The organism is Streptomyces chumphonensis (assembly GCF_014779715.1).
In the GTDB taxonomy this organism is placed as follows: domain Bacteria; phylum Actinomycetota; class Actinomycetes; order Streptomycetales; family Streptomycetaceae; genus Streptomyces; species Streptomyces chumphonensis.
On record NZ_JACXYU010000001.1, the window covers coordinates 381,903 to 407,059 of the forward strand.

The 25,157-nt window shown below is 73.7% G+C and carries 25 protein-coding genes and 1 riboswitch; of the genes, 10 read left to right on the forward strand and 15 right to left on the reverse strand.

Annotation, left to right across the window (positions count from 1 at the left end; translation table 11 throughout):
* The first annotated feature begins 61 nt into the window (after positions 1–61).
* Entirely contained in the window at positions 62–1,537 is a 1,476-nt protein-coding gene (locus IF129_RS01500; RefSeq protein ID WP_191207544.1) for a phytoene desaturase family protein, read from the forward strand.
* 71 nt (positions 1,538–1,608) lie between these two features.
* Here the strand turns inward: IF129_RS01500 and IF129_RS27035 are convergent, their stop codons facing one another.
* The 6 genes from IF129_RS27035 to IF129_RS01530 form a co-directional block, all read right to left on the reverse strand.
* A complete protein-coding gene (locus IF129_RS27035; protein WP_191207545.1) occupies positions 1,609–2,784 on the reverse strand; it encodes a hypothetical protein in 1,176 nt (391 codons plus the stop codon).
* A gap of 22 nt (positions 2,785–2,806) precedes the next feature.
* Positions 2,807–3,724: a methylenetetrahydrofolate reductase [NAD(P)H] gene (metF, locus tag IF129_RS01510; RefSeq protein WP_191207546.1), complete on the reverse strand. Its 918-nt coding sequence runs from the start codon at positions 3,722–3,724 to the stop codon at positions 2,807–2,809.
* A gap of 92 nt (positions 3,725–3,816) precedes the next feature.
* Positions 3,817–4,509 (reverse strand): thiamine phosphate synthase, encoded by a 693-nt coding sequence (gene thiE, locus IF129_RS01515; protein WP_191207547.1) that lies wholly within the window; start codon positions 4,507–4,509, stop codon positions 3,817–3,819.
* An 85-nt stretch (positions 4,510–4,594) separates the two neighbouring features.
* Complete coding sequence (locus IF129_RS01520; RefSeq protein ID WP_191207548.1) at positions 4,595–4,960, reverse strand: Rv2175c family DNA-binding protein; 366 nt, start codon at positions 4,958–4,960, stop codon at positions 4,595–4,597.
* Positions 4,961–5,029: 69 nt separating this feature from the next.
* Positions 5,030–6,262, reverse strand: coding sequence for an NAD(P)/FAD-dependent oxidoreductase (locus IF129_RS01525; protein WP_191208219.1), 1,233 nt, complete (start codon positions 6,260–6,262; stop codon positions 5,030–5,032).
* A gap of 202 nt (positions 6,263–6,464) precedes the next feature.
* Positions 6,465–7,043, reverse strand: coding sequence for an LOG family protein (locus IF129_RS01530; RefSeq protein ID WP_191207549.1), 579 nt, complete (start codon positions 7,041–7,043; stop codon positions 6,465–6,467).
* Between the two features lie 123 nt (positions 7,044–7,166).
* Positions 7,167–7,278: riboswitch (TPP riboswitch) on the forward strand.
* On the opposite strand from IF129_RS01530, the gene thiO reads away from it, so the two are divergent.
* The 8 genes from thiO to IF129_RS01570 all read left to right on the forward strand — a co-directional run bounded on the left by thiO (position 7,274) and on the right by IF129_RS01570 (position 15,467).
* Positions 7,274–8,455 carry a glycine oxidase ThiO gene (gene thiO / locus IF129_RS01535; RefSeq protein ID WP_191207550.1) on the forward strand — a complete coding sequence of 394 codons (1,182 nt, stop codon included), beginning with the start codon at positions 7,274–7,276 and terminating at the stop codon, positions 8,453–8,455. It overlaps the preceding riboswitch by 5 nt.
* A 5-nt stretch (positions 8,456–8,460) precedes the next feature.
* Entirely contained in the window at positions 8,461–8,661 is a 201-nt protein-coding gene (thiS, locus tag IF129_RS01540) for a sulfur carrier protein ThiS (RefSeq protein WP_381480324.1), read from the forward strand.
* Positions 8,662–8,664: 3 nt separating this feature from the next.
* Positions 8,665–9,492 (forward strand): thiazole synthase, encoded by an 828-nt coding sequence (locus IF129_RS01545; protein WP_191207552.1) that lies wholly within the window; start codon positions 8,665–8,667, stop codon positions 9,490–9,492.
* A gap of 49 nt (positions 9,493–9,541) precedes the next feature.
* Complete coding sequence (locus tag IF129_RS01550; RefSeq protein WP_191207553.1) at positions 9,542–10,651, forward strand: DUF4190 domain-containing protein; 1,110 nt, start codon at positions 9,542–9,544, stop codon at positions 10,649–10,651.
* Positions 10,652–10,802: 151 nt separating this feature from the next.
* The gene (pknB, locus tag IF129_RS01555) at positions 10,803–12,743 is read left to right on the forward strand and encodes a Stk1 family PASTA domain-containing Ser/Thr kinase (RefSeq protein WP_191207554.1); all 1,941 of its coding nucleotides are present in this window, start codon (positions 10,803–10,805) and stop codon (positions 12,741–12,743) included.
* Positions 12,744–12,864: 121 nt separating this feature from the next.
* Positions 12,865–13,320 (forward strand): hypothetical protein, encoded by a 456-nt coding sequence (locus IF129_RS01560; protein WP_191207555.1) that lies wholly within the window; start codon positions 12,865–12,867, stop codon positions 13,318–13,320.
* Positions 13,321–13,621: 301 nt separating this feature from the next.
* Complete coding sequence (locus tag IF129_RS01565) at positions 13,622–14,500, forward strand: transglycosylase SLT domain-containing protein (protein WP_224754197.1); 879 nt, start codon at positions 13,622–13,624, stop codon at positions 14,498–14,500.
* A gap of 43 nt (positions 14,501–14,543) precedes the next feature.
* Positions 14,544–15,467: a deoxyribonuclease IV gene (locus tag IF129_RS01570; RefSeq protein ID WP_318153489.1), complete on the forward strand. Its 924-nt coding sequence runs from the start codon at positions 14,544–14,546 to the stop codon at positions 15,465–15,467.
* 100 nt (positions 15,468–15,567) lie between these two features.
* On the opposite strand, the gene IF129_RS01575 is transcribed toward IF129_RS01570, so the two are convergent.
* The 5 genes from IF129_RS01575 to IF129_RS01595 all read right to left on the reverse strand — a co-directional run bounded on the left by IF129_RS01575 (position 15,568) and on the right by IF129_RS01595 (position 19,817).
* On the reverse strand, positions 15,568–15,891 hold the full coding sequence (locus tag IF129_RS01575; RefSeq protein WP_191207556.1) for an SCO5918 family protein: 324 nt from the start codon (positions 15,889–15,891) through the stop codon (positions 15,568–15,570).
* 71 nt (positions 15,892–15,962) lie between these two features.
* Positions 15,963–17,450 carry a DEAD/DEAH box helicase gene (locus IF129_RS01580; RefSeq protein ID WP_191207557.1) on the reverse strand — a complete coding sequence of 496 codons (1,488 nt, stop codon included), beginning with the start codon at positions 17,448–17,450 and terminating at the stop codon, positions 15,963–15,965.
* Positions 17,451–17,795: 345 nt separating this feature from the next.
* On the reverse strand, positions 17,796–17,999 hold the full coding sequence (locus IF129_RS01585) for a cold-shock protein (RefSeq protein ID WP_191207558.1): 204 nt from the start codon (positions 17,997–17,999) through the stop codon (positions 17,796–17,798).
* Between the two features lie 368 nt (positions 18,000–18,367).
* Positions 18,368–18,709 carry a MerR family transcriptional regulator gene (locus tag IF129_RS01590; RefSeq protein WP_191207559.1) on the reverse strand — a complete coding sequence of 114 codons (342 nt, stop codon included), beginning with the start codon at positions 18,707–18,709 and terminating at the stop codon, positions 18,368–18,370.
* Positions 18,710–19,193: 484 nt separating this feature from the next.
* Entirely contained in the window at positions 19,194–19,817 is a 624-nt protein-coding gene (locus tag IF129_RS01595) for a sulfite oxidase-like oxidoreductase (RefSeq protein WP_191207560.1), read from the reverse strand.
* Between the two features lie 164 nt (positions 19,818–19,981).
* Between IF129_RS01595 and bfr the strand changes: the two genes are divergently transcribed.
* Positions 19,982–20,461: a bacterioferritin gene (bfr, locus tag IF129_RS01600; RefSeq protein ID WP_191207561.1), complete on the forward strand. Its 480-nt coding sequence runs from the start codon at positions 19,982–19,984 to the stop codon at positions 20,459–20,461.
* Positions 20,462–20,482: 21 nt separating this feature from the next.
* On the opposite strand, the gene IF129_RS01605 is transcribed toward bfr, so the two are convergent.
* The 4 genes from IF129_RS01605 to IF129_RS01620 all read right to left on the reverse strand — a co-directional run bounded on the left by IF129_RS01605 (position 20,483) and on the right by IF129_RS01620 (position 25,088).
* Positions 20,483–20,728, reverse strand: a complete 246-nt coding sequence (locus IF129_RS01605; RefSeq protein WP_191207562.1) for a (2Fe-2S)-binding protein — start codon at positions 20,726–20,728, stop codon at positions 20,483–20,485.
* Between the two features lie 163 nt (positions 20,729–20,891).
* The gene (locus tag IF129_RS01610) at positions 20,892–22,241 is read right to left on the reverse strand and encodes a class II 3-deoxy-7-phosphoheptulonate synthase (protein ID WP_191207563.1); all 1,350 of its coding nucleotides are present in this window, start codon (positions 22,239–22,241) and stop codon (positions 20,892–20,894) included.
* A 173-nt stretch (positions 22,242–22,414) separates the two neighbouring features.
* Complete coding sequence (locus IF129_RS01615) at positions 22,415–24,634, reverse strand: NADP-dependent isocitrate dehydrogenase (protein WP_191207564.1); 2,220 nt, start codon at positions 24,632–24,634, stop codon at positions 22,415–22,417.
* 103 nt (positions 24,635–24,737) lie between these two features.
* Positions 24,738–25,088 carry a hypothetical protein gene (locus IF129_RS01620; protein ID WP_191207565.1) on the reverse strand — a complete coding sequence of 117 codons (351 nt, stop codon included), beginning with the start codon at positions 25,086–25,088 and terminating at the stop codon, positions 24,738–24,740.
* Positions 25,089–25,157: the final 69 nt, after the last annotated feature.

Here is a 25,157-nt window from a genome sequence, read left to right on the forward strand (position 1 = left end):
TCCCCACGCCGGACGGCCCCGCCCGGCGCGAGGGCCGGCCGGATGGCTAGAGTCGCTGGTCATGGCACGCGTGGTGGTGATCGGCGCCGGTCTGGGCGCACTGGCCGGGGCGGCACGGCTGGCGACGGCCGGCCACCGGGTGACGGTGTACGAGCGGTCCCGGACGTACGGCGGCGGCGTCCGGGCCCTCACCCGGGACGGGTTCACGTTCGACACCGGGCCCGCGCTGCTGCACCTGCCCGCCGTCTGGCGGGACCTCTTCCTGAAGACGGGCCGCGAGCCGCTGGAGTCGCACGTCACGCTGCGTCAGCTGGATCCGGGGGCCGTCCACCGGTTCGCGGACGGCACCGAGGTGCCGCTGCCCGTCACGCGCTCCGGCCTGATCGGCGCGCTGGACGCGGGCCTCGGCGCGGGTGCGGGGCGGCGCTGGACGGACCTGCTGGTGCGGGCGCGCGCCGTGTGGGACGCCACCCGCCGGCCGCTGCTGGAGGAGCCGCTGACCGACGCCCCGCCGCCGACCGACCCGTACCCGGCGCTGCGCCGCCGGGGGCTGCTGCGCCGCCGCGTGCCGACGTTGGCCGAGGTGGCCGCCGACGAACTGGCCGACCCGCGGGCGGCGGCGCTGCTGGAGAGCTACGCCGTGGCGTACGGTCTCGACCCGCGCACGGCCCCGGCGAGCACGACGGTCCTGCCCTACGTGGAGCACACCTTCGGCTCCTGGCGGGTCGCGGGCGGGATGCGCGCGCTGGCGGACGCCGTGTACCGGCGGTGCGTCGAACGCGGGGTGGAGGTCGTCCTCGGCACGCCGGTGGCCGACGTCCCGGTCCGGGCCGGGCGGGCCTGCGGCGTGGTCCTGGCCGACGGCACCGAGGTGGCCGCGGACGCGGTGGTGGACGGCCGGTGCCCGCACGCCGGCACCGCCCCCGGGCGGGCCCGGCTGACGGTGCTGCTCGCCCTGCGGGGCGGCCGACCGCCGGGCGCACCGCACCGCACCGTCGTCCACGCCCCCGACCGCGACGTGGCGCTGGCGGGCCTCTTCGACGGGGCACGCCCGCTCGCCGCCCCGACGGTCACGGTGCTGCGGCCGGACGACGCGTCGAGCGTGCCGGACGCGGAGCACGAGGCGGTGAGCGTCACGGCGACGGTGCCGCCGCACGCGCCCGCCACGGCGGCGGGGGCGCCGTACACCACGACGGACTGGTCGGACCCCGCGACCGTGGCGGCGGCGGTGGAACAACTCGCCGCCGCGGCCGGGACGGTGGTGCCGGAGCTCGCGGAACGCCTGCTGTGGCACGCCGTGCACACCCCGGCGGACGCCGAACGCGAGACGGGGGCGCCGGGCGGAACCGTCCCGGTGCCGGCCCTGGCGGGCGCACCGGACACCTACCGCCAGGCGCCCAACCTGGCGCCGACGCCCGGCCGTTACGCCGTGGGGGGCTGGGCGCACCCGGGCGGCGGACCGGCGCACGCGGGCATGTCGGGCGCCCTCGTGGCGGGCCTCATCACCGAGGGCCCGCACTGGCGCGGCTCCAGCTGACCGCGTCCGGCGGTCCCGGTGCGGCCGTGCCCGGCCGTCGGGCGCCGCCGTGCACAGCCGCACGGGAACGCTCAGTTGCGGGGCTGCTGGCCGGGGGCGGGGTAGCCGTAGTCGTAGTCGTAGCCGTCCTGGTACGGGTAGGGCTGCTGCTCCGGCGCGGCGTGCGGTGCGGCGGCGTCCCGCTGGTGCGGCACCTCCGCCCAGGAGCCCGGCTCCTCCGGGTACCGGCCGTAGGCGGCGGGCTCCTGGGCGGGGGGAGGAGTGGGGTAGCCGTAGGTCTCGTAGCCGCCGGTGTCGTAGCCGCCGGACGGGTGCCCGCCCTGCGCGCTGAAACCGCCCAGGGGGTCGGGGCCGCCCAGGGGGTCGTAGCCGCCGGGCGCGGGCGGGGCGGGGTAGCCGTACAGGTCGCCCTGGCCGCCACCGTCGCCCTGGTAGCCGTCGTAGGAGGCGTAGGAGGCGTAGGCGCCGGTCTCGGACTGCGGCGCCGGGGTCGGGTATCCCCCGCCGTAGGACCGGTCGTCGCGGTGGTCCCCCGTGTACGGGTCGGCCGGGAAGCCGGGGGTGTCCTGCGCGTACCCGGCGCTCGCGTACCGGTGCTCGCCGCTGTCGCCGAGTGGGTCGGGTGCGCCGCCCGGGCCCTGGGGCGTTCCGTACGGCGTGCCGTAGCCGCCGTCGTAGCCGTAGCCGCTCTCGTACCCCCCGTCGTAGCCGTAGCCGCCCGGCGTCGCGTACGGGTCGGGGGGCGCCGCCGCGTAGGGGTCCGCCTCCGGCTGCTCCCGCCGCCCGGCCTCACCGCCGTGGCCGTCGCCGCCGTCGGCAGCGTCCCGGTCGTACACGCCGTACTGCCCGGTGTCCTCCTCCGGGAGCGGTTCCATGCGGTACGCGGCCGTCTCCTCCAGCTCGGAGACCTCCAGCACCGGCGGCGCGTCGGCGGGTCGGGGCGGCGCGTCGGGGTCGGAGCCGTCCTTGGCCCGGCGGCGACGCGTTCCGGGAACGTTCTCCAGCGCCCAGCCGTGGTCGAAGCCCCGGCGGAAGGAGAGGGTGACGAGGAACTGGCCGACGGCGAAGGCGGCCGTGCCCAGGGCGATCACGGGGACGGAGCCCAGCAGCACGCCGAGGACGACGGTGAGGAAGCCGAAGAACGCGGTGAGGCGCCAGCGCAGGCGCGCCTTGTACTGGAGCAGCACCTCACCCAGCAGCCACAGCGCGACCACGCCGAACAAGATGTAGAGGACCGTCCAGCCCATGTACGCCCCTCTCGCAGAACCCCTAGTGCCGCGCGTGCAGTCCGAGGTTCTCGTAGATTTCCAGGGTCGCCGTGGAGTGGTTGAGCGTGATGAAGTGCAGCCCGGGGATGTCCTCGGCCATCAACGTCGCACTCAGCTCCGTGGCGTACTCGATCCCGACCGAGCGTACAGCCGCCGGGTCGTCCTTGACCGCCAGGATCCTCTTCGCCAGCTCCGGGGGGAAGGTCGCGTTGCTCAGCTCGGCGAAACGCTCGATCTGCCGCACGTTGGTGACCGGCATGATCTCCGGGATGATCGGCGTGTCGCAGCCCGCCGCCGCGACGCGGTCGCGCAGCCGGAGGTAGTCCTCGGGGTAGAAGAACATCTGGGTGATGGCGTAGTCGGCCCCGGCGCGGCACTTGTCGACGAAGTGCCGGATGTCGGTGTCCCAGTCCGTCGAGCGGGGGTGCATCTCGGGGTAGGCGGCCACGCCCACGCAGAAGTCCCCCGACTCCTTGATCAGTTCGACCAGTTCGTACGCGTGGGAGACGCCCCGGGGGTGCCGCACCCACTCCCCCATCGGGTCACCGGGCGGGTCACCGCGCAGGGCCAGCATGTTGCGGATGCCCGCCCCGGCGTACTGGCCGATGATGTTGCGCAGGTCGGCGACGGAGTGGTTGACGGCCGTGAGGTGGGCGACGGGCGTCAGCGTGGTCTCGGTCGCGATGCGCTCGGTGGCCCGCACGGTGCCGTCCCGGGACGACCCGCCGGCGCCGTAGGTCACGGAGACGAAGGTCGGGCCGACGGCCTCGATGCGGCGGATCGCGTTCCACAGGGTCCGCTCGCCCTTGGGTGTCTTCGGCGCCATGAACTCGAAGGAGTAGGAGCGCTTCCCCGAGGCGAGAAGCTCGCGGATCGTCACCGCGCGGTCGGTCCTGGTGGAGGAGATGCCGTGGGCCATGGACGAAGGCTAACCGCCAGTAGGGTCCGGGCCAGAGCCATGTCCACACCCTGGACGCCCGGGTGGACGCCGTCGGCCCAGGAAACGGCAGGTCAGCGGGTTCGCAACCGCTCCGCGAGCGAAGCCGCCGCCGCGTGCGGATCCGCCGCCCCGGTCAGCGCGCGGACGACGACGACGCGGCGGGCGCCGGCGTCCAGGACGGCGTCCAGGTTCTCCGGACCGATGCCGCCGATGGCGAACCAGGGCCGCTCGTCGCCGTGTGCGGCGCTGCGTTCGGCGGCGTACCGCACCAGCGCCAGCCCCGGGGCGTGCCGGCCTGGCTTGGTCGGGGTCGGCCAGCAGGGGCCGGTGCAGAAGTAGTCCACGCCCGGGTCGGTGAGGGCGGCGTCGACCTCGCTCTCGGCGTGGGTGGACCGGCCGATGAGCACGTCCTGCGGCCCCGGGCCCAGGAGGGCCCGGGCGGCCGGGACGGGCAGGTCGCCCTGGCCGAGGTGGAGCACGTCCGCCCCGGCGGCGTGCGCGACGTCCGCGCGGTCGTTGACGGCGAGCAGCTTGCCGTGCCGCCGGCAGGCGTCGGCGAGGACGGACAGGTGCCGCAGTTCCTCGCCGGCCTCCATCCCCTTGTCCCGCAGCTGGACGACGTCGACGCCGCCGGAGAGCACGGCGTCCAGGAACTCCGGGAGGTCCCCCTGCCGGGTGCGGGCGTCGGTGCACAGGTACAGCCGGGCGTCGGCCAGCTTCCGCACCGCGGAGTCGGACCCGGCGGTCGTGGTCTGCGCGGACATGAGGTCTTCTCCCCCTGGTGGGACGGCGGGGCGGGGACGCGTGCCCCGCCGCCGGGACGGTTCTGCGGCGCGGTGGACGCCGGTCTCAGACGGCGAGCGCCTGGGCCCGGCGCTTCACCTCGGTCCCGCGGTTCTCCCGGAGCGCCTGCGCCGGGTTGCCGGGCAGGGAGTCGTCCGCGGTGAAGAGCCACTCCAGCATCTCCTCGTCGCTGAAGCCGTCGTCCCTCAGCAGCGTGAGCGTACCGGTGAGCCCCTTCGTGATCCGGCCCTCGCCGATGAAGTCGGCGGGGACCATCAGGACCCGGTTCTCGCCTCGGCGTACCGCGATCAGTAGCCCTTCCTTGACGAACTGCCGCACCCGCGTCACCTCGACGTCCAGCCTCTCGGCGATGTCGGGGAGGGTGAGCCAGCTCGGCACGAGCGCATCGATCTTCGCGTCAATCTCGGTCACACCCCTAAGCCTGCCATCCGCCGGCGACAATCGGCACCGCGGTCCGCCCGGCATGGGCCAACCGGCTCCTCAGTCGGCGGCGCCGAGGGGCGGCGCCTGCCGCGCCGGGGCCAGGGCCGCCCGTTTCAGGGGCACCGCCGGATCGGCGGCCAGGGCGCGGTCCAGCGCGACGCGCCGCCGGATGAGCTTGCGGCCCTGCGCCAGGTCCCGGGGCCGGCCGACGGCGAGCAGGGCGTCGAGGACGCCGTCGCGCAGCCAGCACACGGCCCAGGAGACGCCGTCCGGATCGCCGCGCCACAGCACCTCGTCCGCGGCGCCGTGGTGCCCGGCGTACTGCACGAAGCGGCCGAACTGCTCGGACCAGAAGTACGGGACCGGGTCGTAGACCTCGGACCCGGCGGCCACGGCCTGCCCGGCGTCGCCGACGAGCCCGACCGCGACGGCGCCCGGGCCGCCCCGGGCGTTGTCCCAGTGGTGGACGAGCAGTCTGCGGCCGTAGCGCGCCGAGGGGAACGACGCGCAGTCCCCGACGGCGTACACGTCCGGCACGGACGTGCGCAGCCGCTCGTCGGCGAGGATCGAGCCGTCGGCGGCCAGCTCCACACCCGATCCGGCCAGCCAGCCGGTGGCCGGGCGGGCGCCGATGCCGACGAGGACGGCGTCGGCGGCCAGCACCCGCCCGTCGGCCAGCTCCACCTTGCGCTCGGGCTCGGCCCGGACGCGGGCCACCGCGACGCCGGTGATCAGCTCCGCACCGCTCTCGGCGTACCAGCCCCGCATCCGGGCGGCGATGTCGGCGGGCAGCGCGCCGGACAGCGGCTGCCCGGCGGCCTCGACGACGGTGACCGGGCACCCGGCCTCCCGCGCCGCCGTGGCGAACTCGGCCCCGATCCAGCCCGCGCCGACGATGACGACGCGCCGCCGTCCGCCCAGCACCGGCCGCAGCAGCTCGACGTCGTCCAGCGTGCGCAGCAGGTGCACGCCGGGCACGTCCGCACCGCCGGGCAGCGGGACGGGCTCCGCGCCGGTGGCGACGACCAGCCGGTCGTAGGGCACCGGCCCCCGGGCCGTGTCGACCTCGTGGTCGTCCGCGCGCAGCCCCGTGACGCGGCGGTCCAGCTCCAGCCGGACCCCGAGGGCGTCGAAGTCCACGTCGAAGGCGGACCCCTCCGCCTTGCCGCTGAGCACGGCCTTGGACAGCGGCGGCCGGTCGTAGGGGCGGTGCCGCTCGGCGCCGAGCAGGGTGACGGAGCCGGACCAGCCCAGCTCGCGCAGCTGCACCGCCGTCTGCACACCGGCCATTCCGGCGCCGACGATGACGACGCGTTCCGCGCCCCGGGGGCCCGGCCGGCCCGACCGGCGATGCTCGTGTGGTGAGGTCACACGATCACTGTAGACCGGCGTCTACGCGCGCAGTCCGGTCCCGCACCGGCCTTCCGCGTGACCCTCCACACCCCCGCCGGGGGCCGCGCGCCGCCGCGCCGGGGGCCGCGCCCCGGCCGGGTCACACCGCCTCGGTGACGGTCGGGGCGCCGTCCCCGCGCCCGCCGGCCCGCAGCCGCCGCGTCACGTGGTCGAGCGCCTCCCGCCCGGTCCGTGCGAAGTGGACCAGCTCCGCGAGCGGGACGGACAGGAAGCCCTCGGCCTCCATCCGCTCCAGCTGGGACCTGAGACCGTCGTAGTACCCGGCCGTGTTGAGCACCACCAGCGGCTTGCGGGTCAGGCCGTGCCTGCGCAGCTCCAGCAGGTCGGTCATCTCGTCCAGCGTGCCCGTGCCGCCGACGAGCACCACGACCGCGTCGGCCTTCTCCAGCAGCAGGGCCTTGCGCGCGCCGAGGTCGCCGGCCGTGACCATGTCCGCCACCCCGGGCCGGGCGACGTGGGCGAGGAACCCGACGGAGACGCCGCACAGCGTGCCGCCCGCCCGCTCCACGCCGTCGGCGACGACCTTCATCAGCCCGACGTCGGAGCCGCCCCACACGAGGGTGTGCCCGCCCCTCCCGAGCAGCTCGGCGAACTCGCGCGCCGGGGCCGTGTACCGCTCGTCGAGGTCGGCGGCGGAGAGGAACACGCAGATCTTCATGGCGCCGACGTTCACACGTCCGGCTCGTACGCCCCTGGGTTCCGGCTCGCCTCCGGCTCACGCCCGGCCCCGAGCACGGCGCCCGCTGCGGCCGGGCCGGGCACGGCAGTAGGGTGGTCCGCGCAACGCACACGCGGGAGCCCGGCGCACCGGGCTGAGAGGGAGGCGGACGGCCTCCGACCGTACGAACCTGATCCGGGTCATGCCGGCGAAGGGAGGAGCTGGAACCCATGCACGTGGTGATGGTGGGCGGCGGCGTGATCGGCCTGGTCACGGCCTGGCGGGCGGCGCAGCGCGGGATGCGGGTCACGGTCGTGGACCCGGCGCCGGGCGGCGGCGCGGCCCGGGTGGCCGCCGGCATGCTGGCGGCGGTGACCGAACTGCACTTCGGCGAGGAGCGGTTGCTGGCCCTCAACCTGGCCTCGGCCGCGGCCTACGCGGACTTCGCCGCCGAACTGACCGAGACGACCGGGCACGACATCGGCTACCGCGCGTGCGGCACCCTCGCCGTCGCGCTCGACGCCGACGACCGGGCCCACCTGCGGGACCTGCACGCCCTCCAGCAGCGCTGCGGACTGGACGCGCGCTGGCTCACCGGACGGGAGTGCCGGCGCCTGGAGCCGATGCTCGCGCCGGGCGTGCGCGGCGGCCTGCGCGTCGACGGCGACCACCAGGTGGACCCCCGGCGGCTGGCCGACGCCCTGCTGGCCGCGGGCGGAGGGGCGGGCGTCACCTTCCGGCGTGCGCGGGCCGAGCGGCTGCTGCTGGCGGGGGACGCCGGCGGCCGCGCGGTGGGCGTGGCCCTCGACGACGGCACCGAGCTGGGCGGCGACGCCGTCGTGCTGGCCGGGGGTAGCGAGAGCGGGCGTCTCGCCGGGGTGCCCGACGGCGTCCTGCCACCGGTGCGGCCCGTCAAGGGCCAGGTGCTGCGGCTGCGCATGCCCGAGACGCCGGGGCCGCCCTTCCTCTCCCGCACCGTGCGGGCCGTGGTGCGCGGCGGGCAGGTGTACCTCGTGCCGCGCGCGGACGGCGAGCTGGTCGTCGGGGCCACGAGCGAGGAGCTGGGCTGGGACACCACCGTCACGGCGGGCGGCGTCTACGCGCTGCTGCGCGACGCCCACGAGCTGGTCCCCGGCCTGACGGAGCTGCCGCTCGTGGAGACGCGCGCCGGGCTGCGGCCGTGCACCCCGGACAACGCGCCGGTGCTGGGCCCGAGCGCCCTGCCGGGCCTCCAGCTCGCCACCGGCCACTACCGCAACGGCGTCCTGCTGACGCCCGTCACCGGTGACGCCCTGGCCGCGTCGCTGGCCACGGGCGTCCTGCCGGACGCCGCCCGCCCCTTCAGCCCGCTGCGTTTCCGCTCCGGCGACGGCGCGTCCGCCGCCCCGCCCCGACAGGAGCTGCCCGTATGAACCGGATGACGATCCGCGTCAACGGCGAGGAGCGCGCCGAGGCGGTCGGGACCACCCTCGACGCCCTCGTCGCGACGCTGACCACCGCCCCCTCCGGCGTCGCCGCCGCCGTCAACGAGACGGTCGTGCCGCGAGGCCGCTGGGCCGCCACCGCGCTCGCCGAGGGCGACCGGGTGGAGGTCCTGACCGCAGTCCAAGGAGGCTGACCCATGACGACGGACACCCCGACGGTGCTCACGGCCGACGACCCGCTGACGCTCGGCGACCTCACCCTCTCCTCACGGCTCATCATGGGCACCGGCGGCGCGCCGAGCCTGGAGACCATGGAACGCGCCCTGGTCGCCTCCGGCACCGAGCTGACCACCGTGGCGATGCGCCGCGTCGACGCCTCGGTGCACGGCTCGGTGCTCTCCGTCCTCGACCGCCTCGGCATCCGCGTGCTGCCCAACACCGCCGGCTGCTTCACGGCGGGCGAGGCCGTCCTGACGGCCCGGCTGGCCCGTGAGGCGCTGGGCACGCGGCTGGTGAAGCTGGAGGTCATCGCGGACGAACGCACCCTGCTGCCCGACCCGGTGGAGACGCTGGACGCGGCCGAGACCCTCGTCGACGACGGCTTCACCGTGCTCCCCTACACCAACGACGACCCCGTGCTCGCCCGCAAGCTCGAAGACGTCGGCTGCGCGGCGATCATGCCGCTCGGCTCACCCATCGGCTCGGGCCTCGGCATCCGCAACCCGCACAACTTCCAGCTCATCACCGAACGCGCGGGCGTCCCCGTCATCCTGGACGCCGGGGCCGGTACGGCGTCCGACGTCGCGCTCGCGATGGAGCTGGGCTGCGCGGCGGTGATGCTCGCCTCCGCCGTCACCCGGGCGCAGGAGCCGGTGCTCATGGCCGCCGCCATGCGGCACGCGGTGGAGGCGGGACGCCTGGCCCGCCGCGCCGGGCGCATCCCGCGACGGCACTTCGCCCAGGCGTCCTCCCCGGTGGAGGGCGTCGCCGAGCTGGACCCGGAGCGGCCGGCGTTCACGCACTGACGTACGATCCGGCGACCCCATCCGATGATCGCCGAAGGACGCCTGCTCCATGAGTCACCATCCCCCGTCCGGCCCGGCCTACGGGGGCAGCCCGTACGGCGGGCCGCCCCGTCCGACGAACGGCCTGGCGGTCGCGTCCCTGGTGTGCGCGCTCACCTGCCTGCCGCCGGTGGGTCTGGTCCTGGGGATCGTCGCCCTGGCCCAAATCCGTCGGCGCCACGAGAGCGGCAAGGGCATGGCCGTGGCCGGCGTGGTCGTCTCGGCCGTGTCTCTGGTGGTCATCGCCGCGTCCGTGGTGGTGGCCGTGTTCGCCGGGGAGGAGAGGGAAGAGGACGGCCGCGCGGCCGGGACCACCGTCCCCACCCGGGTCGACCCGGCCACCATCGAGCCGGGTGACTGCTTCAACCTGGGCTCGCTCTCCGCCGAGGAGGAGACCGAGCACGGCTCCGCGGGTCTCGTTCCGTGCGACGAGCCGCACCAGGCCGAGGCCTACGCCGTCCTGAGCATGGAGGAGGGCCCCTGGCCGGGTGACGACGCGGTCACCGAGTGGGTCGGCGAGCAGTGCGCGCAGCACGTCGACGGCTACATCCTCGACAGCTGGACCGTTCCGGCCGACGTCTTCCCCTACCACTTGCAGCCGACGTCCCTCACCTGGGCGAACGGCGACCGAGGCGTCATCTGCACGTACGCCCACGAGGAGAGGGCGCTGGAGGGCTCGCTGCGGATCGACGCGACGACGCTCGACGAGGAGCAGGTCTTCTACCTCACGCACTTCGGCCGCGTCGACGCGGTCTACGCGGAGCAGCCCGCCTTCGACGACCTCGACGCGCAGCGGCGGTGGGCGGAGGACCTCTCCGGGACGCTCACCGAGCAGGCGGACGCGATGCACGAGCACGACTGGGAGGACGCGGCACGCGAGCCCGCGGCCGGGCTCGTTCAGGAGATGCGCGCCACGGCGGCGCTCTGGGAGGACGCGTCGGGCGCCACGGACGCCGCCTACGAGGACGCCTACGACGCGGCGTTCGACTCGCTGGTCCTGGAGAGCGAGGTGCCGCTGCGCCGGGCACTCGACCTGGAGTCGGACTGGTCCGTCGCCTTCCCGTCGGACGAGGAGTACGCGACGGACCCCGCGGACGAGGCGTCCGCCGCCGACGCCTGACGTCCGTCCCGGCGGGTGCGCCGGGGCGGTGGGGCGGGGCGCCGGGGCGGACGGCACGGGGAGGGTGCGGGTTCGTCACCGTTCCGCTGCAGTGCGGCGTGGGACCCGGCGGTCCGCGCACGGCGCCGGTGGCGGCTCGTAGAATCCCGGTGTGGACGCGACCCTTCAGGACCCGATGATCGGGCACGTGCTGGACGGGCGGTACCGCGTCGAGGCGCGGATCGCGGCCGGCGGCATGGCGACGGTCTACCGGGCGGTGGACACCCGGCTGGACCGGGTCCTCGCCCTGAAGGTGATGCATCCGTCCCTCGCCCACGACGACGGCTTCGTGGAGCGGTTCATCCGCGAGGCCAGGGCCGTCGCCCGCCTGGACCACCCCAACGTCGTCGGCGTCTTCGACCAGGGCATGGACGGCTCGTACGTGTACCTGGCGATGGAGTACGTCGCCGGGTGCACCCTGCGGGACGTCCTCGTGCGGCGCGGGGCGCTCCAGCCGCGGGCCGCGCTGGACATCCTGGAGCCGATACTGGCCGCGCTGGGCGCCGCCCACCGGGCCGGGCTCGTGCACCGGGACGTGAAGCCGGAGAACGTGCTGATCGGCGACGACGGCCGGGTGAAGGTCGCGGACTTCGGCCTCGTGCGGGCCGTGGACGCGCAGACGGCCCTGTCGACGACGTCGGTGATGGGCACGGTCTCCTACCTCTCCCCCGAGCACATCGAGCACGGGATCACGGACACCGGTGCCGACGTCTACGCGTGCGGCGTGATGCTCTACGAGATGCTGACCGGACGCAGGCCGCACACGGGGACGACCCCGGCGCAGGTGCTCTACCGGCACCTGCGGGAGGACGTGCCGCCGCCGTCCCGCGCCGTCCCGGGGCTCGCGCCGCCGCTCGACGCCCTGGTGGCGCGCGGCACGGCGCGTGACGCATCGGCGCGCCAGGCGGACGCCGCGGTGATGCTGGCCGAGCTGCGGGCGGTCCGGGCCGGGCTGACCGCGACCGAGCTGGACCTCGTCCCGCCGCGGGCCCGTGCCGACGACGGGGCCGACCGGGCCACGACCGTGCTGCCCCGGGTCGGCCGACGGGGCGGTGCGCGTGCCGACGCCGCCGAGCACACGACCGTCCTGCCCTCGACACCGCTGCTGCCGCGCCTGGAGGAAGAGGAGGAGCCCCCGGCGGGGCCGGATCGCCGCGCGGCGGCCCGGCGCGGCGGCGGGCGCCGCTCCCCCGGGCTGCTCGTGGGCCTGGTGCTGCTGCTCGTCGTCGGTGTGGGGGCGGGCGTCTGGTACATCAACTCCGGGCAGTTCACGCGGACGCCCAGCGTGCTGCGGCTGCCCCTCGCGGAGGCGGAGCGGCGGCTGGACGAGGCGGGGCTGCGGACGCGGGTGGAGGAGGTGCACAGCGCGAGCGTCGACGAGGGGCTGATCGTCAGCAGCGACCCCGGCCCCGGCACGCGCGTGCGGGGCAACGCCACGGTGACGATCAGGGTCTCGCAGGGACCGGACGTGGTGGCCGTCCCCGAGTTGGAGGGCGTGCCGCTGGCGGACGCCCGCCGGCGGCTGACGGACGCCGAGCTGGAGCCGACGACGGTGACGCGCGAGTTCAGCTCCTCGGTGGACCGGGGCGCCGTCATCCGCACCGAGCCCCCGGCGGGCACCGAGCGCCGGCCGGGGACGGCGATCGAGCTGGTCGTCTCCAGGGGTGAGCGCGTCGAGGTGCCGGACGTGGCCGGAGCCGAACGGGAGGACGCCCGGAAGACGCTGGAGCGGGCCGGGCTGGAGGTGGAGTTCTCCGCCGAGCGGGCGCACTCCGCGCGGGAGCCCGGGACCGTCGCGCGGCAGTCGCCGCGTGCGGGCGCCACGGCGGCGGAGGGCGACACCGTGACGCTGACCGTCTCCAAGGGGCCGGAGTCGGTGACCGTGCCGGACGTCGTCGGGCTGGACGAGGACGCGGCCGTGGCGGCGCTGGAGGAAGCTGGCTTCGAGGTCACCGTGCGGAACCTCTTCTTCCTGGGCACGGTCTTCAACCAGTCCGTGGACGGCGGCGAGAAGGCCCCGAAGGGTTCCGAGATCACCATCTGGGTCCGCTGACCCGGCTCGGCCGCGCGCACCGGCCGGACGCGACTGCCGCCCCGGCGGTGCGGGAAACGATCACGGGAGGCCCGCGCCACCGTGCGGCCTTCCCGAGGAGACGCGACGGCAGGAGGAGCCGATGACCGGCGACGACGGGGACCGGCTGCCGCCCGACGAGGTGCTCGCGGCGATCGCCTATGTGGAGGCCGCCTTCCGGGGCGACCGGGACGCCCAGCGGGCCCTCGTCCACCGCGACGAGGACGAACGGCCGATGCCCGTCGTGCTGGCCGCGTTCGCCCGGCAGGTCATCAGCGCGCTCATGGACACCGTGCACGGCGTCGGCGACGACCTGTCCCCGCCGGAGCTGGCGGCGGCGCGGGCACGTCGGGAGGCCGACGTGACGGTCCGCGTGTCGGCGGTGCTGTCCGCCACCCTGGCGGCCTGGGCCGCCGGCAGCGACGAGCGGGCGTCGGACGCGATGGCGCACAGCGTCATCGCCTACGTCCAGGCGGTCGGCGCGGCCCCGAACGACGACGTCCTGCCGCTGCTCGCCCGGCTGCGCGCCGCCGCACTGCGGGCCGCCGGCCGCTCCTGATTCCGTTCACACCGCGTGCGGAAGCAACTTCGGGCGGTCGCCCGCCCCCCTCGACGCTGTGATCCGCCGCATAGGGCGCACGTCACGTACGACCGGGATTAGTGGACATGTCGCCCACCATGTAGGGCGGAAACGGACAAACCTGCCCCGGTGGGCTACGACGCCGGATCGTAGGTCACACCTTTGCCAGCGGGTTTTCCAGTCGCTAACAATCATTCACGTCGCATGGCGCCGTAGACGTGAACGGCTCCGCGCCGCTCAGGCCTGCGACATCAGCGATCTGGAAGAGGTTCGACCCCGCATGCCCAGCATCAAGCCGGAATCCAGGATTTCGACCGAGCTCCGCATGATCCCGGAGCACCTCCGCAACGAGCTTCCGGGTTACCTCCAGGAGCTCAAGGCAAACATCAAGGCCGTTCCCGGTCAGCTGCGCCAGGCCCCAGCCCAGCTGCGCGAGGTGCCCGCCCACCTCCGCGACGTCCCGGCGTTCGCCCGGAGCCTGACGCGCGACCAGCGCCACTCCGCGGCCGTCATATCCGGCGCCGCCGCCGCGGCCGTCGCCCTGACGCTGGTACCGACGACCAGTTCCGCGCAGGAGAACACGACCGTGGCCGAGGCTCCGGCCTCCGTCGTCCTCGGTGAGGGCGCGGGCGGCCGGCTCAAGAGCCTGCAGGAGCAGCAGGAGGCCGCCGACACCCGCGCCGCGGAGGCGGCGGCGAAGGCGGCCGCCGAGGCCGAGAAGGCCGAGAAGCAGGCAGCCGCCGAGGCCAAGGCGAAGAAGGAGCGCGAGGCCCAGGCCGCCGCCGACCGCAGCAAGCGCGCCGAGAAGCCGGCCGCCGCCGAGCAGCCGAAGCAGTACCCGAACACGCTCGACGGGTGGATCAGCGAGGCCATGGACATCATGGACGAGCACGACATCCCCGGCAGCTACGACCGCATCAAGTGGAACATCATGCGGGAGTCCAGCGGCGACCCGAACGCGATCAACGACTGGGACATCAACGCCCGCAACGGCGTACCCTCCATCGGCCTGCTCCAGGTGATCAAGCCGACCTTCGACGCCTACCACGTCGAGGGCACCCCGCGCGACCAGTACGACCCCGTCGCCAACATCGTCGCGGCCTGCAACTACGCCGCCGACCGCTACGGCTCCATCGACAACGTCTGGAGCGCGTACTGAGCCACCCCGAAGCGGGTGAACTCGGGGATGGCACCCTGAGCGGGTGAACGATTCCCCCCAGCAGCGACACGACGACGCGGCGTCCGGATCCTCCGGGCGCCGCGTCCGCAATCCCGTCGGCGCCCACATCCCCGTGGCCGGAGGGCTGGCCGCCGTCGGGCTCCCCTACGCCCGGGAGCTGCGGGCCGAGGCCGTCCAGGTCTTCGTCGCCAACCCCCGGGGCTGGGCCACGCCCACGGGGAACCCGCGTGAGGACGAGCGGTTCCGGGAGCACTGCGCGGCCGAGGGCGTCCCGGCCTACGTGCACGCGCCGTACCTGATCAACTTCGGCTCCCACACCCCGGCCACGGCCGAGCGCTCCGTCGCCTCGCTGCGCCACTCCCTGCGGCGCGGCCGGGACATCGGTGCGCTCGGCGTCGTCGTGCACACCGGCTCCGCGACGGGCGGGCGGGAGCGGTCCGTCGCGTTGGCGCAGGTGCGTGAACTGGTCCGCCCGCTGCTCGCCGAGCTGACCCGCGACGACGACCCGTGGCTGCTGCTGGAGCCCACCGCCGGGCAGGGCGCGTCCCTGTGCTCGCTGGCCGAGGACCTGGGCCCGTACCTGGACGCCCTGGACCGGCATCCCCGGGTGGGCGTGTGCCTGGACACCTGCCACGCCTTCGCGGCCGGACACGACCTGGCGGAGCCGGGCGGCGCGAAGGCGCTGCTGGACGAGATCGTGGACGTGGCGGGCCCGGGCCGGCTGCGCCTGATCCACGCGAACGACTCCCAGGACGTCGTGGGCGCGCACAAGGACCGGCACGAGAACATCGGCGCCGGACACATCGGCGCGGAGGCGTTCGGGGAGCTGTTCGGGCACCCGGCCACCGACGGCGTGCCGCTGGTCATCGAGACGCCCGGCGGGACGGCCGGGCACCGGGCGGACGTGGCCCGGCTCAAGGACCTGCGGGCGCGCCGGCCCTCCTGAGCACGGCCCCTCGGCGCGGCCCCGCACGCGCGACGGTGGGCCCGGACGGTCTCCACCGCCCGGGCCCACCGTCGCGTGGCGTGGAGTGCGGCGCCGAGGGTCAGCCTGCGGACTCGGGGCCGCCCAGCATCGCCGAGGCCTGCTGGAACGGGCTGAGGCCGGTCTGCGGCGAGACCTCGGCGGCCTCCTCGGGGGCGGAGCGGCAGGTGAAGCCGAGGAGCGTCATGGCCCGGCGGACCTCGCCCGCGCTGAAGTCCCGGCGGTCCTGGCCGGTGACGACCTGGCCCACCTGCTTGAGGGGGTAGTGGCGGCGGCCGATGATGACGGACTCTCCGGTCACCGGTTCGGGCTTGACACCCTTCATCGTCTCCAGCACGGCGTTCTTGGTCAGGTCGAACGGGAAGCGGGCGATGATGCAGCGCATGAGGACCTCACGGGGGATGGGGTGCGGACGGCCGGACGTGCGGTGGGGACGCGGCGAGTGCGGACGGCCGCTCAGGCGGCCGTGTCGTGGGGCGGACGCCGGCGGGCGCCGCGGCGCGTGGTCTGCCCGGGGCGGCGTCCACGACGCCCGCGCGACGCTCCGCCGGACTCGGCGCGCGCGGGGGCGGGCGCCGTGATGGTGACCGGGATGCCGGAGGGGGCCTGGGCACCCGTGATCCGTTGCAGTTCGGCCTCGCCCGAGCGCACCTGGGTGGTCTGCGGGACGATGCCCGCCGCCGCCAACAACCGGGACATCGCCCGGCGCTGGCTCGGGGTGACGAGGGTGACCACGCTCCCGGACTCACCGGCCCGCGCGGTACGGCCGCCCCGGTGCAGGTAGTCCTTGGGGTCCGTGGGCGGGTCGACGTTCACGACGAGGTCGAGGTCGTCGACGTGGATGCCGCGCGCGGCCACGTTGGTCGCCACGAGCACCGTCACGTGCCCGGTCTTGAACTGTGCGAGGGTCCGGGTGCGCTGGGGCTGGGACTTCCCGCCGTGCAGGGCCGCGGCGCGCACCCCGCTGCCGAGCAGGTCCCGGGTGAGCCGGTCCACCGCGTGCTTGGTGTCCAGGAACATGATGACCCGGCCGTCGCGCGCGGCGATCTCGGTCGTCGCGCTGCGCTTGTCCGCGTCGTGGACGTGCAGCACGTGGTGCTCCATGGTGGTGACGGCGCCCGCGGAGGGGTCGACGGAGTGGACGACGGGGTCCGTCAGGTAGCGGCGGACCAACAGGTCGACGTTGCGGTCGAGCGTCGCGGAGAACAGCATCCGCTGGCCCTCGCCGCGCACCTGGTCGAGCAGGGCCGTGACCTGGGGCATGAAGCCCATGTCGGCCATCTGGTCGGCCTCGTCGAGCACGGTGACGGCCACCTGGCCGAGGCCGCAGTCGCCCCGGTCCAGCAGGTCCTTCAGCCGTCCCGGCGTGGCGATGACGACCTCCGCGCCCGACCGCAGGGCGCTCGCCTGCCGACCGATCGACATGCCGCCGACGACCGTGGCCAGCCGGACCCGGACCGCGCGGGCGTAGGGCGTGAGGGCGTCGGTGACCTGCTGGGCGAGCTCCCGGGTGGGCACGAGGACGAGACCGAGCGGCCGACGCGGCTCGGCCCGCTGTCCGGCGGTCCGGGCCAGCAGGGCCAGCCCGAAGGCCAGCGTCTTGCCGGAGCCGGTCCGTCCCCGTCCGAGCACGTCACGCCCCGCGAGGGTGTTCGGGAGGGTGGCGCCCTGGATCGGGAAGGGCACGCTCACGCCCTCGGCGCCCAGCGCGGTGAGCAGGGGCGCCGGCATGTCGAGATCGGCGAACGACTCGACGGCGGGCAGCGGGGGCGTGACCGTGCGGGGAAGGGCGAACTCCCCCTGGACGGGAACGGGCCGGCGGCCGGCACCGCCGGAGCGGCCGCCACCACCGGAACGCCCGGCGCCGGAGGGGCGGGGGCGGCCGACCCGGCCGGAGCCGCCGGAACGCTGGGAGTAGCGGTCGTTGGAACGCGTGCGGTTCATACGGAACCTTCCTTGATGCGGCACGTATCAAGGAATTCCCGCAGCGGAAAGAGCAGCGCGGAGGATCACGAGAACGGGCCGAGTAGAAACTCAGAGGGCCCGGCCGGAGAGAAGAGCGGCAGCTCGCATGGAAACGATCCGAAGATTCGGTGAATTCACCGGGAGCAACGGGTTTCCCGCGGAGTGCGGTCCGGAGCTGGGCCTGATGTCGGGTGGCGCGGGCAGCCGGATCACCCGCCTGTGCGGGAGGTCCGGAAAAGCGATCGACCACGCCGGTTTCGCGGAACGAGCCGGGGCCCGCACCCTTCAGGTGCGGGCCCCGGCTCTTCTGTCATGCGTGTCGCGTCAGGAGGCGACGATGTTCTCGGCCGTCGGGCCCTTCTGGCCCTGCGCGATGTCGAAGGTGACCTTCTGCCCCTCGAGCAGCTCGCGGAAACCCTGGGCGGCGATGTTCGAGTAGTGGGCGAACACGTCGGGGCCGCCGCCGTCCTGCTCGATGAAGCCGAAGCCCTTTTCCGAGTTGAACCACTTCACGGTACCGGATGCCATAACAATTCTCCTTCGGGGCAGTGCCCGGGGCTCCGCACCGTGCGGGCCCCGCGTCGCCGCGATGATTAGCCCGTCCGGAAAACCGGAAATACATAAGTGCTGCTCCCGGTTTTGGCGGCCGGGAGCGGCACTCGAAGTCTGGGGAACCACAACTGCAACTGTTATCGACAGTAGCACGGGGCGACGGGCCCCGGCGCGGTGAACATTCTCCGCGGTCCGCCGTACGAGGTGGCGTCCTCGCGACCGGGTCGGGTTTCTCATTCCGCCGTCGTAGATTTTGCCAGGCCCGGACCGGAGCGTTCTGCCGCAGGGCCGGCCGTGTCGGCGCCGGCCGCGGGGGCCGGGGGCACGGCCCGAGGGGAGCGGCGTCAGGCGGTGCCGGCATCGTGCCGGTGCCCGGCGTCCGGGCGCCGCAGCTCCTCGTTCATGCGCCGGGCCTCCTCCAACTGGTCCTCAAGGATGACGATCCGACAGGCGGCCTCGATGGGCGTCCCCTGGTCGACCAGTTCCCGGGCGCGGGCGGCGATCTTCAGCTGGTAGCGGGAGTACCGGCGGTGCCCGCCCTCCGAGCGCAGCGGGGTGATCAGGCGGGCTTCGCCGATCGCCCGCAGGAAGCCGGGCGTGGTGCCGAGCATGTCGGCGGCCCGGCCCATCGTGTAGGCGGGGTAGTCGTCGTCGTCGAGACGGTCGAAGGAGTCTTCCGCGGTCATGGGCACCTCTGGTCGGACCAACACATCGAACGCATCGAGGGGCCCTGGTGCCGTACGGCACCAGGGCCCCGAGGGACGTAACACCATCTTCCGGCCTATCGCGGGGCCGGATTCCTCTGTGCGCACTCCCCCGAACCGGGGGACGTGCGCGGGGATCGCGGATTCTTGACCGTGTGACCACCTTCCGTTCCGGGGCCTGCGGCTCCCGGGCCGACCGCGGCCGCCCCGGGCGATCCTGATGGCGTCTACCTCCTTCTCTCACTCTCGCGTTCCGCACTCCTGGAAAACGTGCGACCCTCACACTAGGCCGGGCGAAGTCGGATGTCTACTCTCGCCACGACAGTTTTTCTCTCCGGGTTGCCCGAAGAGTTCTCGGTCGTCCCTCTCGGGCGGAGGTGCGGGGGAACCGTCGGAACGGACGCGGGGAGAGCGGGGACTGAGTGCGGCGTCACAACGGGACCCCGCCCGGCGCCTGAGCGCCCGGCTAGAGCTCCGGGCCCTCGCCCGGCTCCTCCTGGTAGGAGTAGCGCTGCTCACGCCAGGGGTCGCCGAGGTTGTGGTACCCGCGCTCCTCCCAGAAGCCGCGACGGTCGGCCGTCATGTACTCCACGCCGCGCACCCACTTCGGGCCCTTCCAGGCGTAGAGGTGGGGCACGACGAAACGGACCGGGAAGCCGTGCTCGGCGGTCAGGAGTTCCCCGGCCCGGTGGGTGGCGAACACGGACTGCTCGGCCGCGAAGTCCGCCAGGCGCAGGTTGGCGCTGTAGCCGTACTCGGCCCAGACCATGACGTGCGTGACCCCCTCGGCCGGGGGCGCCAGGGAGAGAAGGCTGCGCGCGCGCACTCCGCCCCACTCGACGCCGCGCATGCTGAACTTGGTCACGCAGTGCAGGTCGGCCGTGACGGTGTCGTAGGGCAGAGCGGAGAACTCCTCGTGCGTCCAGGCGTGCTTGTCGCCGTCCACCGTGGCGCCGAAGACGCGGAAGTCCCACCGCTCGGGCTTGAACCGGGGAACGGGCCCGTAGTGCGTGACCGGCCAGCCGCGCTGGAGCCGCTGACCAGGCGGGAGCTCTGCGTTCTCCGCTGCGCGGCTCTCCGGCTGACCCATGGTTCCATGGTGACAGACCCGGGCAGACGGCCAGGACGAGGCCCCGTCCAGCCCCTGAAATCAGGGCATTTCGGTAAGCCTTCACTTACTGGACGTACCCGCGCGGGGGTGCGAGGATGCGGCGCACCACACGCCGATCTTCGTCATGGGAAGGAGCCCGTGCCATGCAGGGCGACCCCGAGGTCATCGAGTTCCTCAACGAGCAGTTGACCGCCGAGCTGACCGCGATCAACCAGTACTTCCTGCACGCCAAGATGCAGGAGAACTTCGGCTGGACGAAGCTCGCCACGTACACGCGCGCGGAGTCCTTCGACGAGATGAAGCACGCGGAGCGGCTCACCGACCGCATCCTGTTCCTGGAGGGGCTGCCGAACTACCAGCGGCTGTTCCACGTGCGCGTCGGCCAGACCGTCACGGAGATGTTCCAGGCCGACCGGCAGGTCGAGGTCGAGGCCATCGACCGGCTGCGCCGGGGCATCGAGGTGATGCGGGCCAAGGGCGATGTCACCTCGGCCAACATCTTCGAGGAGATCCTCGCCGACGAGGAACACCACATCGACTACCTGGACACGCAGCTGGAGCTGATCGAGAAGCTCGGCGAGGCGCTCTACATCGCGCAGCTGATCGAGCAGCCGAGCACGTGACGGCGGCCGGCGCCCGGCCCGTCAGGCCGCTTCGGCGACCGCGTCGGCCCGCTGCGGCTCGGCGGTGAGCGCGGGCAGCCCCTGATCGACGCGCTCGCGGCGGGGGCAGGAACCCCGGCCGAGGATGCCCTGGATACGGCGGACACAGGACCCGCAGTCCGTGCCCGCCTTGCAGGCGGAGGCGATCTGCCGCGGCGTGCAGGCCCCGGCGTCCGCGTGCTGACGTACCTGCTGCTCGGTGATCCCGAAGCACGAGCAGACGTACACGCGGTCACCTCCCGGGGCACGGACGGGCCCCAGGAGGACCCGTGATCAATTAGGTTACCCTTACCTTACCCTGTTGTCCGGAGCCCGAAAAGCCCACTGGGGCGCGGATCGCTGTGACCCGCGCCCCAGACGCGTGCGGTGGGCGCCACCGTGGCGCGACCCGTCACTGGTGGCGGTACATCTCCGCGACCAGGAAGGCGAGGTCGAGCGACTGGCTGCGGTTCAGCCGGGGGTCGCAGGCCGTCTCGTAGCGCTGGTGCAGGTCGTCGACGAAGATCTCGTCCCCGCCGCCCACGCACTCGGTGACGTCGTCACCGGTGAGCTCCACGTGGATGCCCCCCGGGTGCGTGCCCAGCCCCTTGTGCACCTCGAAGAAGCCCTTGACCTCGTCCAGCACGTCGTCGAAGCGACGCGTCTTGTGGCCGGAGGCGGCCTCGAAGGTGTTGCCGTGCATGGGGTCGCACACCCACGCCACCTGGGCGCCGGACGCGGTGACCTTCTCCACCAGCGTGGGCAGACGGTCGCGCACCTTGTCGGCGCCCATGCGGGCGACGAACGTCAGCCGGCCGGGCTCACGGTCCGGGTCCAGGCGGTCGATCAGCGCGAGCGCCTCCTCCGGCGTCGTCGTCGGGCCGAGCTTGACGCCGAGCGGGTTGCGGATCTGGGCGCAGAACTCCACGTGGGCGTGGTCGAGCTGGCGCGTGCGCTCACCGATCCACACCATGTGCCCGGACACGTCGTAGAGCTTGCCGCTGCGCGAGTCCACCCGGGTGAGGGCGGCCTCGTAGTCGAGCAGCAGCGCCTCGTGGGAGGCGAAGAACTCGACCGTCTTGAACTCCTCGGGGTCCACCCCGCAGGCGTTCATGAAGTTGAGCGCCCGGTCGATCTCCCGGGCGAGCGCCTCGTAGCGCTGACCGGAGGGCGAGTTCTTGACGAAGTCCTGGTTCCAGGCGTGCACCTGCCGCAGATCCGCGTAACCGCCGGTGGTGAAGGCGCGCACCAGGTTCAGCGTCGAGGCGGACGCCTGGTACATGCGCTTCAGCCGCTCCGGGTCGGGGCGGCGGGCCTCGGGGGTGAACTCGAAGCCGTTGACCGAGTCGCCCCGGTAGGTCGGCAGCGTCACGCCGTCGCGCGTCTCGGTGGGCTTGGAGCGCGGCTTGCTGTACTGGCCGGCGATGCGGCCGACCTTCACCACCGGGACGGACCCGGCGTAGGTGAGGACGGCCCCCATCTGCAGGAGCGTCTTCAGCTTGTTGCGGATGTGCTCCGCCGACACCCCGTCGAACGCCTCCGCGCAGTCACCGCCCTGGAGGAGGAACGCCTCACCCCGGGCGACGGCAGCCAGGCGGTCCTTGAGCTGGTCGCACTCACCGGCGAAGACCAGCGGCGGATAGGACTCCAGCTCGGCGATCACATCGCGCAGAGCCGTCGAGTCCGGGTAGTCGGGCTGCTGCGCCGCGGGAAGATTCCGCCAGGTGGCGGTCGAGGTGCTGCTCTCAGCGTTCACGGTCACGGCACCCAGGTTACGGCGTCGCGGCGCGCCCTTCGGCCCGCGACCGCCAGATGAGACGGCGTTCTCATCCGACCGCTCGGCGCGGTGACGCGAGTCACGGAAGGCCGGGGAACGGGAACGGCGCCACCCGGGCGGGACGGAACCCGCCCGGGTGGCGCCGTGCGCCTCGGGCCTCAGTCGAGGGAGGCCAGCGCCTGGTTGAGGGTCTTCGACGGCCGCATCACGGCGGCGGTCCTCACCTCGTCGGGCTGGTAGTAGCCGCCGATGTCGGCCGGGGAGCCCTGCACGGCGACCAGCTCGTCGACGATGGTCGACTCCTGCTCGGCCAGCGTCCGGGCGAGGTCGCCGAAGGCCTCGGCGAGCTGCGCGTCGTCACTCTGGCGCGCCAGCTCCTGGGCCCAGTACAGGGCCAGGTAGAAGTGGCTGCCGCGGTTGTCGATGCCGCCGACCCGGCGGCTGGGCGACTTGTTCTCGCTGAGGAACGTGGCCGTCGCGCGGTCCAGCGTGTCGGCCAGGACCTGGGCGCGGGCGTTGTCGGTGCTCTGCGCGAGGTGCTCGAAGGAGACGGCCAGCGCGAGGAACTCGCCGAGGCTGTCCCAGCGCAGGTAGTTCTCCTTGACCAGCTGCTGCACGTGCTTGGGGGCCGAGCCGCCCGCGCCCGTCTCGAAGAGGCCGCCGCCGTTGATCAGCGGGACGACGGAGAGCATCTTCGCGCTGGTGCCCAGCTCCAGGATCGGGAAGAGGTCGGTCAGGTAGTCGCGCAGGACGTTGCCGGTGACGGAGATCGTGTTCTCCCCCCGGCGGATGCGCTCCAGCGAGAACGCGATCGCGTCGACCGGCGCCATGATCTCGATGCGCAGGCCCTCGGTGTCGTGCTCCGGCAGGTACTCCCTGACCTTGGCGATGAGGTTCGCGTCGTGCGCGCGGCCCTCGTCCAGCCAGAACACGGCCGGGTCGCCGGTGGCCCGCGCCCGGGTCACGGCCAGCTTCACCCAGTCGCGGACGGGGACGTCCTTCGTCTGGCACATGCGCCAGATGTCGCCCTCGCCGACCGTGTGCTCCAGCACCTCGGCGCCGTCCTGGTCGGTGACGCGGACCGTGCCGGTGGTCGGGATCTCGAAGGTCTTGTCGTGGCTGCCGTACTCCTCGGCCTTCTGCGCCATCAGGCCGACGTTGGGCACCGAGCCCATCGTCGACGGGTCGTAGGCGCCGTTGGCCCGGCAGTCGTCGACGACCACCTGGTAGATACCGGCGTAGCTGCTGTCCGGGATGACCGCCAGCGTGTCCGCCTCCTCACCGTCCGGACCCCACATGTGCCCGGAGGTGCGGATCATCGCGGGCATGGACGCGTCCACGATGACGTCGGAGGGCACGTGCAGGTTGGTGATGCCCCGGTCGGAGTCGACCATCGCCAGCTCGGGCCCCTCGGCCAGCTCGGCGTCGAAGGACGCCTTGATCGCCTCGCCCTCGGGCAGGTTCTCCAGGCCCTTCCAGATACCCCCGAGGCCGTCGTTGGGCGTCAGGCCCGCCGAGGCCAGCACCTCGCCGTAACGGGCGAACGTCTTCGGGAAGAAGGCGCGCACGACGTGGCCGAAGATGATCGGGTCGGAGACCTTCATCATCGTGGCCTTCAGGTGCACGGAGAACAGCACGCCCTCGGCCTTGGCCCGCGCCACCTGCTCCTTGAGGAACTCGCGCAGCACGGCGACGCGCATGACGGCGGAGTCGACGATCTCCCCGGCCTGCACGGGTACCGACTCGCGCAGCACCGTCGTGGAGCCGTCGTCGCCGACCAGCTCGATGCGCAGCGCGCCGTCCTTCGCGATGACGGCCGACTTCTCGGTGGAGCGGAAGTCGTCACCGGTCATGTGGGCGACGTTGGTCTTCGAGTCGGGGCTCCACGCGCCCATGCGGTGCGGGTGCGCCTTGGCGTAGTTCTTCACCGAGGCCGGGGCGCGGCGGTCGGAGTTGCCCTCCCGCAGCACGGGGTTCACCGCGCTGCCCTTGACCTTGTCGTAGCGGGCGCGGACGTCGCGCTCCTCGTCGGTCTTCGGGTCGTCCGGGTAGTCGGGCAGGTCGTAGCCCTGCTCCTGCAGCTCCGCGATCGCGGCCTTCAGCTGCGGGATGGACGCCGAGATGTTCGGCAGCTTGATGATGTTGGCCTGCGGGGTCTTGGCCAGCTCACCGAGGGCGGCCAGGGAGTCCTCGACGCGCTGCGAGGCGTCCAGCCGCTCGGGGAAGCTCGCGAGGATCCGGCCGGCGAGTGAGATGTCGCGCGTCTCCACGCGGACCCCGGCCGTCGCGGCGTACGCCCTGACCACCGGCAGGAACGAATACGTCGCCAGGGCCGGCGCCTCATCGGTGTGCGTGTAGATGATGGTCGAGTCTGTCACCGGGTGCTCCGCTCCACGATTGCAACATTGCTCGACATCAAGATATCTCGTGGCCCGCCCCCGCCTCGACCGGGCTCCACGCCACCTCCCCGGCCCCGGACCGTCAGATCCAGCCGACCGCGAGGGCGAGGAGGAAGGGGACGGGGACGAGGGCGGCCGAGCCGAGCCAGCGGCGCAGCGGCCAGCCCTCCTGGCGGGGCACGGCCACGTCGACGACGAGCAGCGCCCCGAGGACCACGACGCCGCCGACGGCCGCCCCGGCCAGGGCCCCGGCCACGTGGTCCTCGGCCTCCTTGTCGCAGCCGAGCCCGCCCATGCAGTCCACCAGCGGGTACTCGACGACGAGCCAGTGCGCGCAGAAGGCCGGGACGATCGCGAGGACGCCGATCAGCAGGTTGGCCAGCACGGCCGCCACCACGCCTCCGGCGGACGCGTGCTCGCGGTCGCGGTGCACGGCGTCCCCCTCCGTAGCGTCCCGGTGTTCCCTCCGGCCCGGTAGATGCACGACGGGGACGGCCGGTTC

Bases quoted from the DNA above. Each gene is read 5' to 3' on its own strand.
- IF129_RS01560 (WP_191207555.1), top strand. From the start codon at position 12,865: ATGACCGGCGACGACGGGGACCGGCTGCCGCCCGACGAGGTGCTCGCG.
- metF (WP_191207546.1), bottom strand. From the start codon at position 3,724: ATGGCCCACGGCATCTCCTCCACCAGGACCGACCGCGCGGTGACGATC.
- IF129_RS01590 (WP_191207559.1), bottom strand. From the start codon at position 18,709: ATGACCGCGGAAGACTCCTTCGACCGTCTCGACGACGACGACTACCCC.
- IF129_RS01550 (WP_191207553.1), top strand. From the start codon at position 9,542: ATGAGTCACCATCCCCCGTCCGGCCCGGCCTACGGGGGCAGCCCGTAC.
- IF129_RS01530 (WP_191207549.1), bottom strand. From the start codon at position 7,043: ATGAAGATCTGCGTGTTCCTCTCCGCCGCCGACCTCGACGAGCGGTAC.
- IF129_RS01525 (WP_191208219.1), bottom strand. From the start codon at position 6,262: ATGGCCGGTGTGCAGACGGCGGTGCAGCTGCGCGAGCTGGGCTGGTCC.
- IF129_RS01565 (WP_224754197.1), top strand. From the start codon at position 13,622: ATGCCCAGCATCAAGCCGGAATCCAGGATTTCGACCGAGCTCCGCATG.
- IF129_RS01595 (WP_191207560.1), bottom strand. From the start codon at position 19,817: ATGGGTCAGCCGGAGAGCCGCGCAGCGGAGAACGCAGAGCTCCCGCCT.
- IF129_RS01585 (WP_191207558.1), bottom strand. From the start codon at position 17,999: ATGGCATCCGGTACCGTGAAGTGGTTCAACTCGGAAAAGGGCTTCGGC.
- IF129_RS01545 (WP_191207552.1), top strand. From the start codon at position 8,665: ATGACGACGGACACCCCGACGGTGCTCACGGCCGACGACCCGCTGACG.
- thiO (WP_191207550.1), top strand. From the start codon at position 7,274: ATGCACGTGGTGATGGTGGGCGGCGGCGTGATCGGCCTGGTCACGGCC.
- bfr (WP_191207561.1), top strand. From the start codon at position 19,982: ATGCAGGGCGACCCCGAGGTCATCGAGTTCCTCAACGAGCAGTTGACC.
- IF129_RS01580 (WP_191207557.1), bottom strand. From the start codon at position 17,450: ATGAACCGCACGCGTTCCAACGACCGCTACTCCCAGCGTTCCGGCGGC.
- IF129_RS01575 (WP_191207556.1), bottom strand. From the start codon at position 15,891: ATGCGCTGCATCATCGCCCGCTTCCCGTTCGACCTGACCAAGAACGCC.
- IF129_RS01500 (WP_191207544.1), top strand. From the start codon at position 62: ATGGCACGCGTGGTGGTGATCGGCGCCGGTCTGGGCGCACTGGCCGGG.
- thiS (WP_381480324.1), top strand. From the start codon at position 8,461: ATGACGATCCGCGTCAACGGCGAGGAGCGCGCCGAGGCGGTCGGGACC.
- IF129_RS27035 (WP_191207545.1), bottom strand. From the start codon at position 2,784: ATGGGCTGGACGGTCCTCTACATCTTGTTCGGCGTGGTCGCGCTGTGG.
- thiE (WP_191207547.1), bottom strand. From the start codon at position 4,509: ATGTCCGCGCAGACCACGACCGCCGGGTCCGACTCCGCGGTGCGGAAG.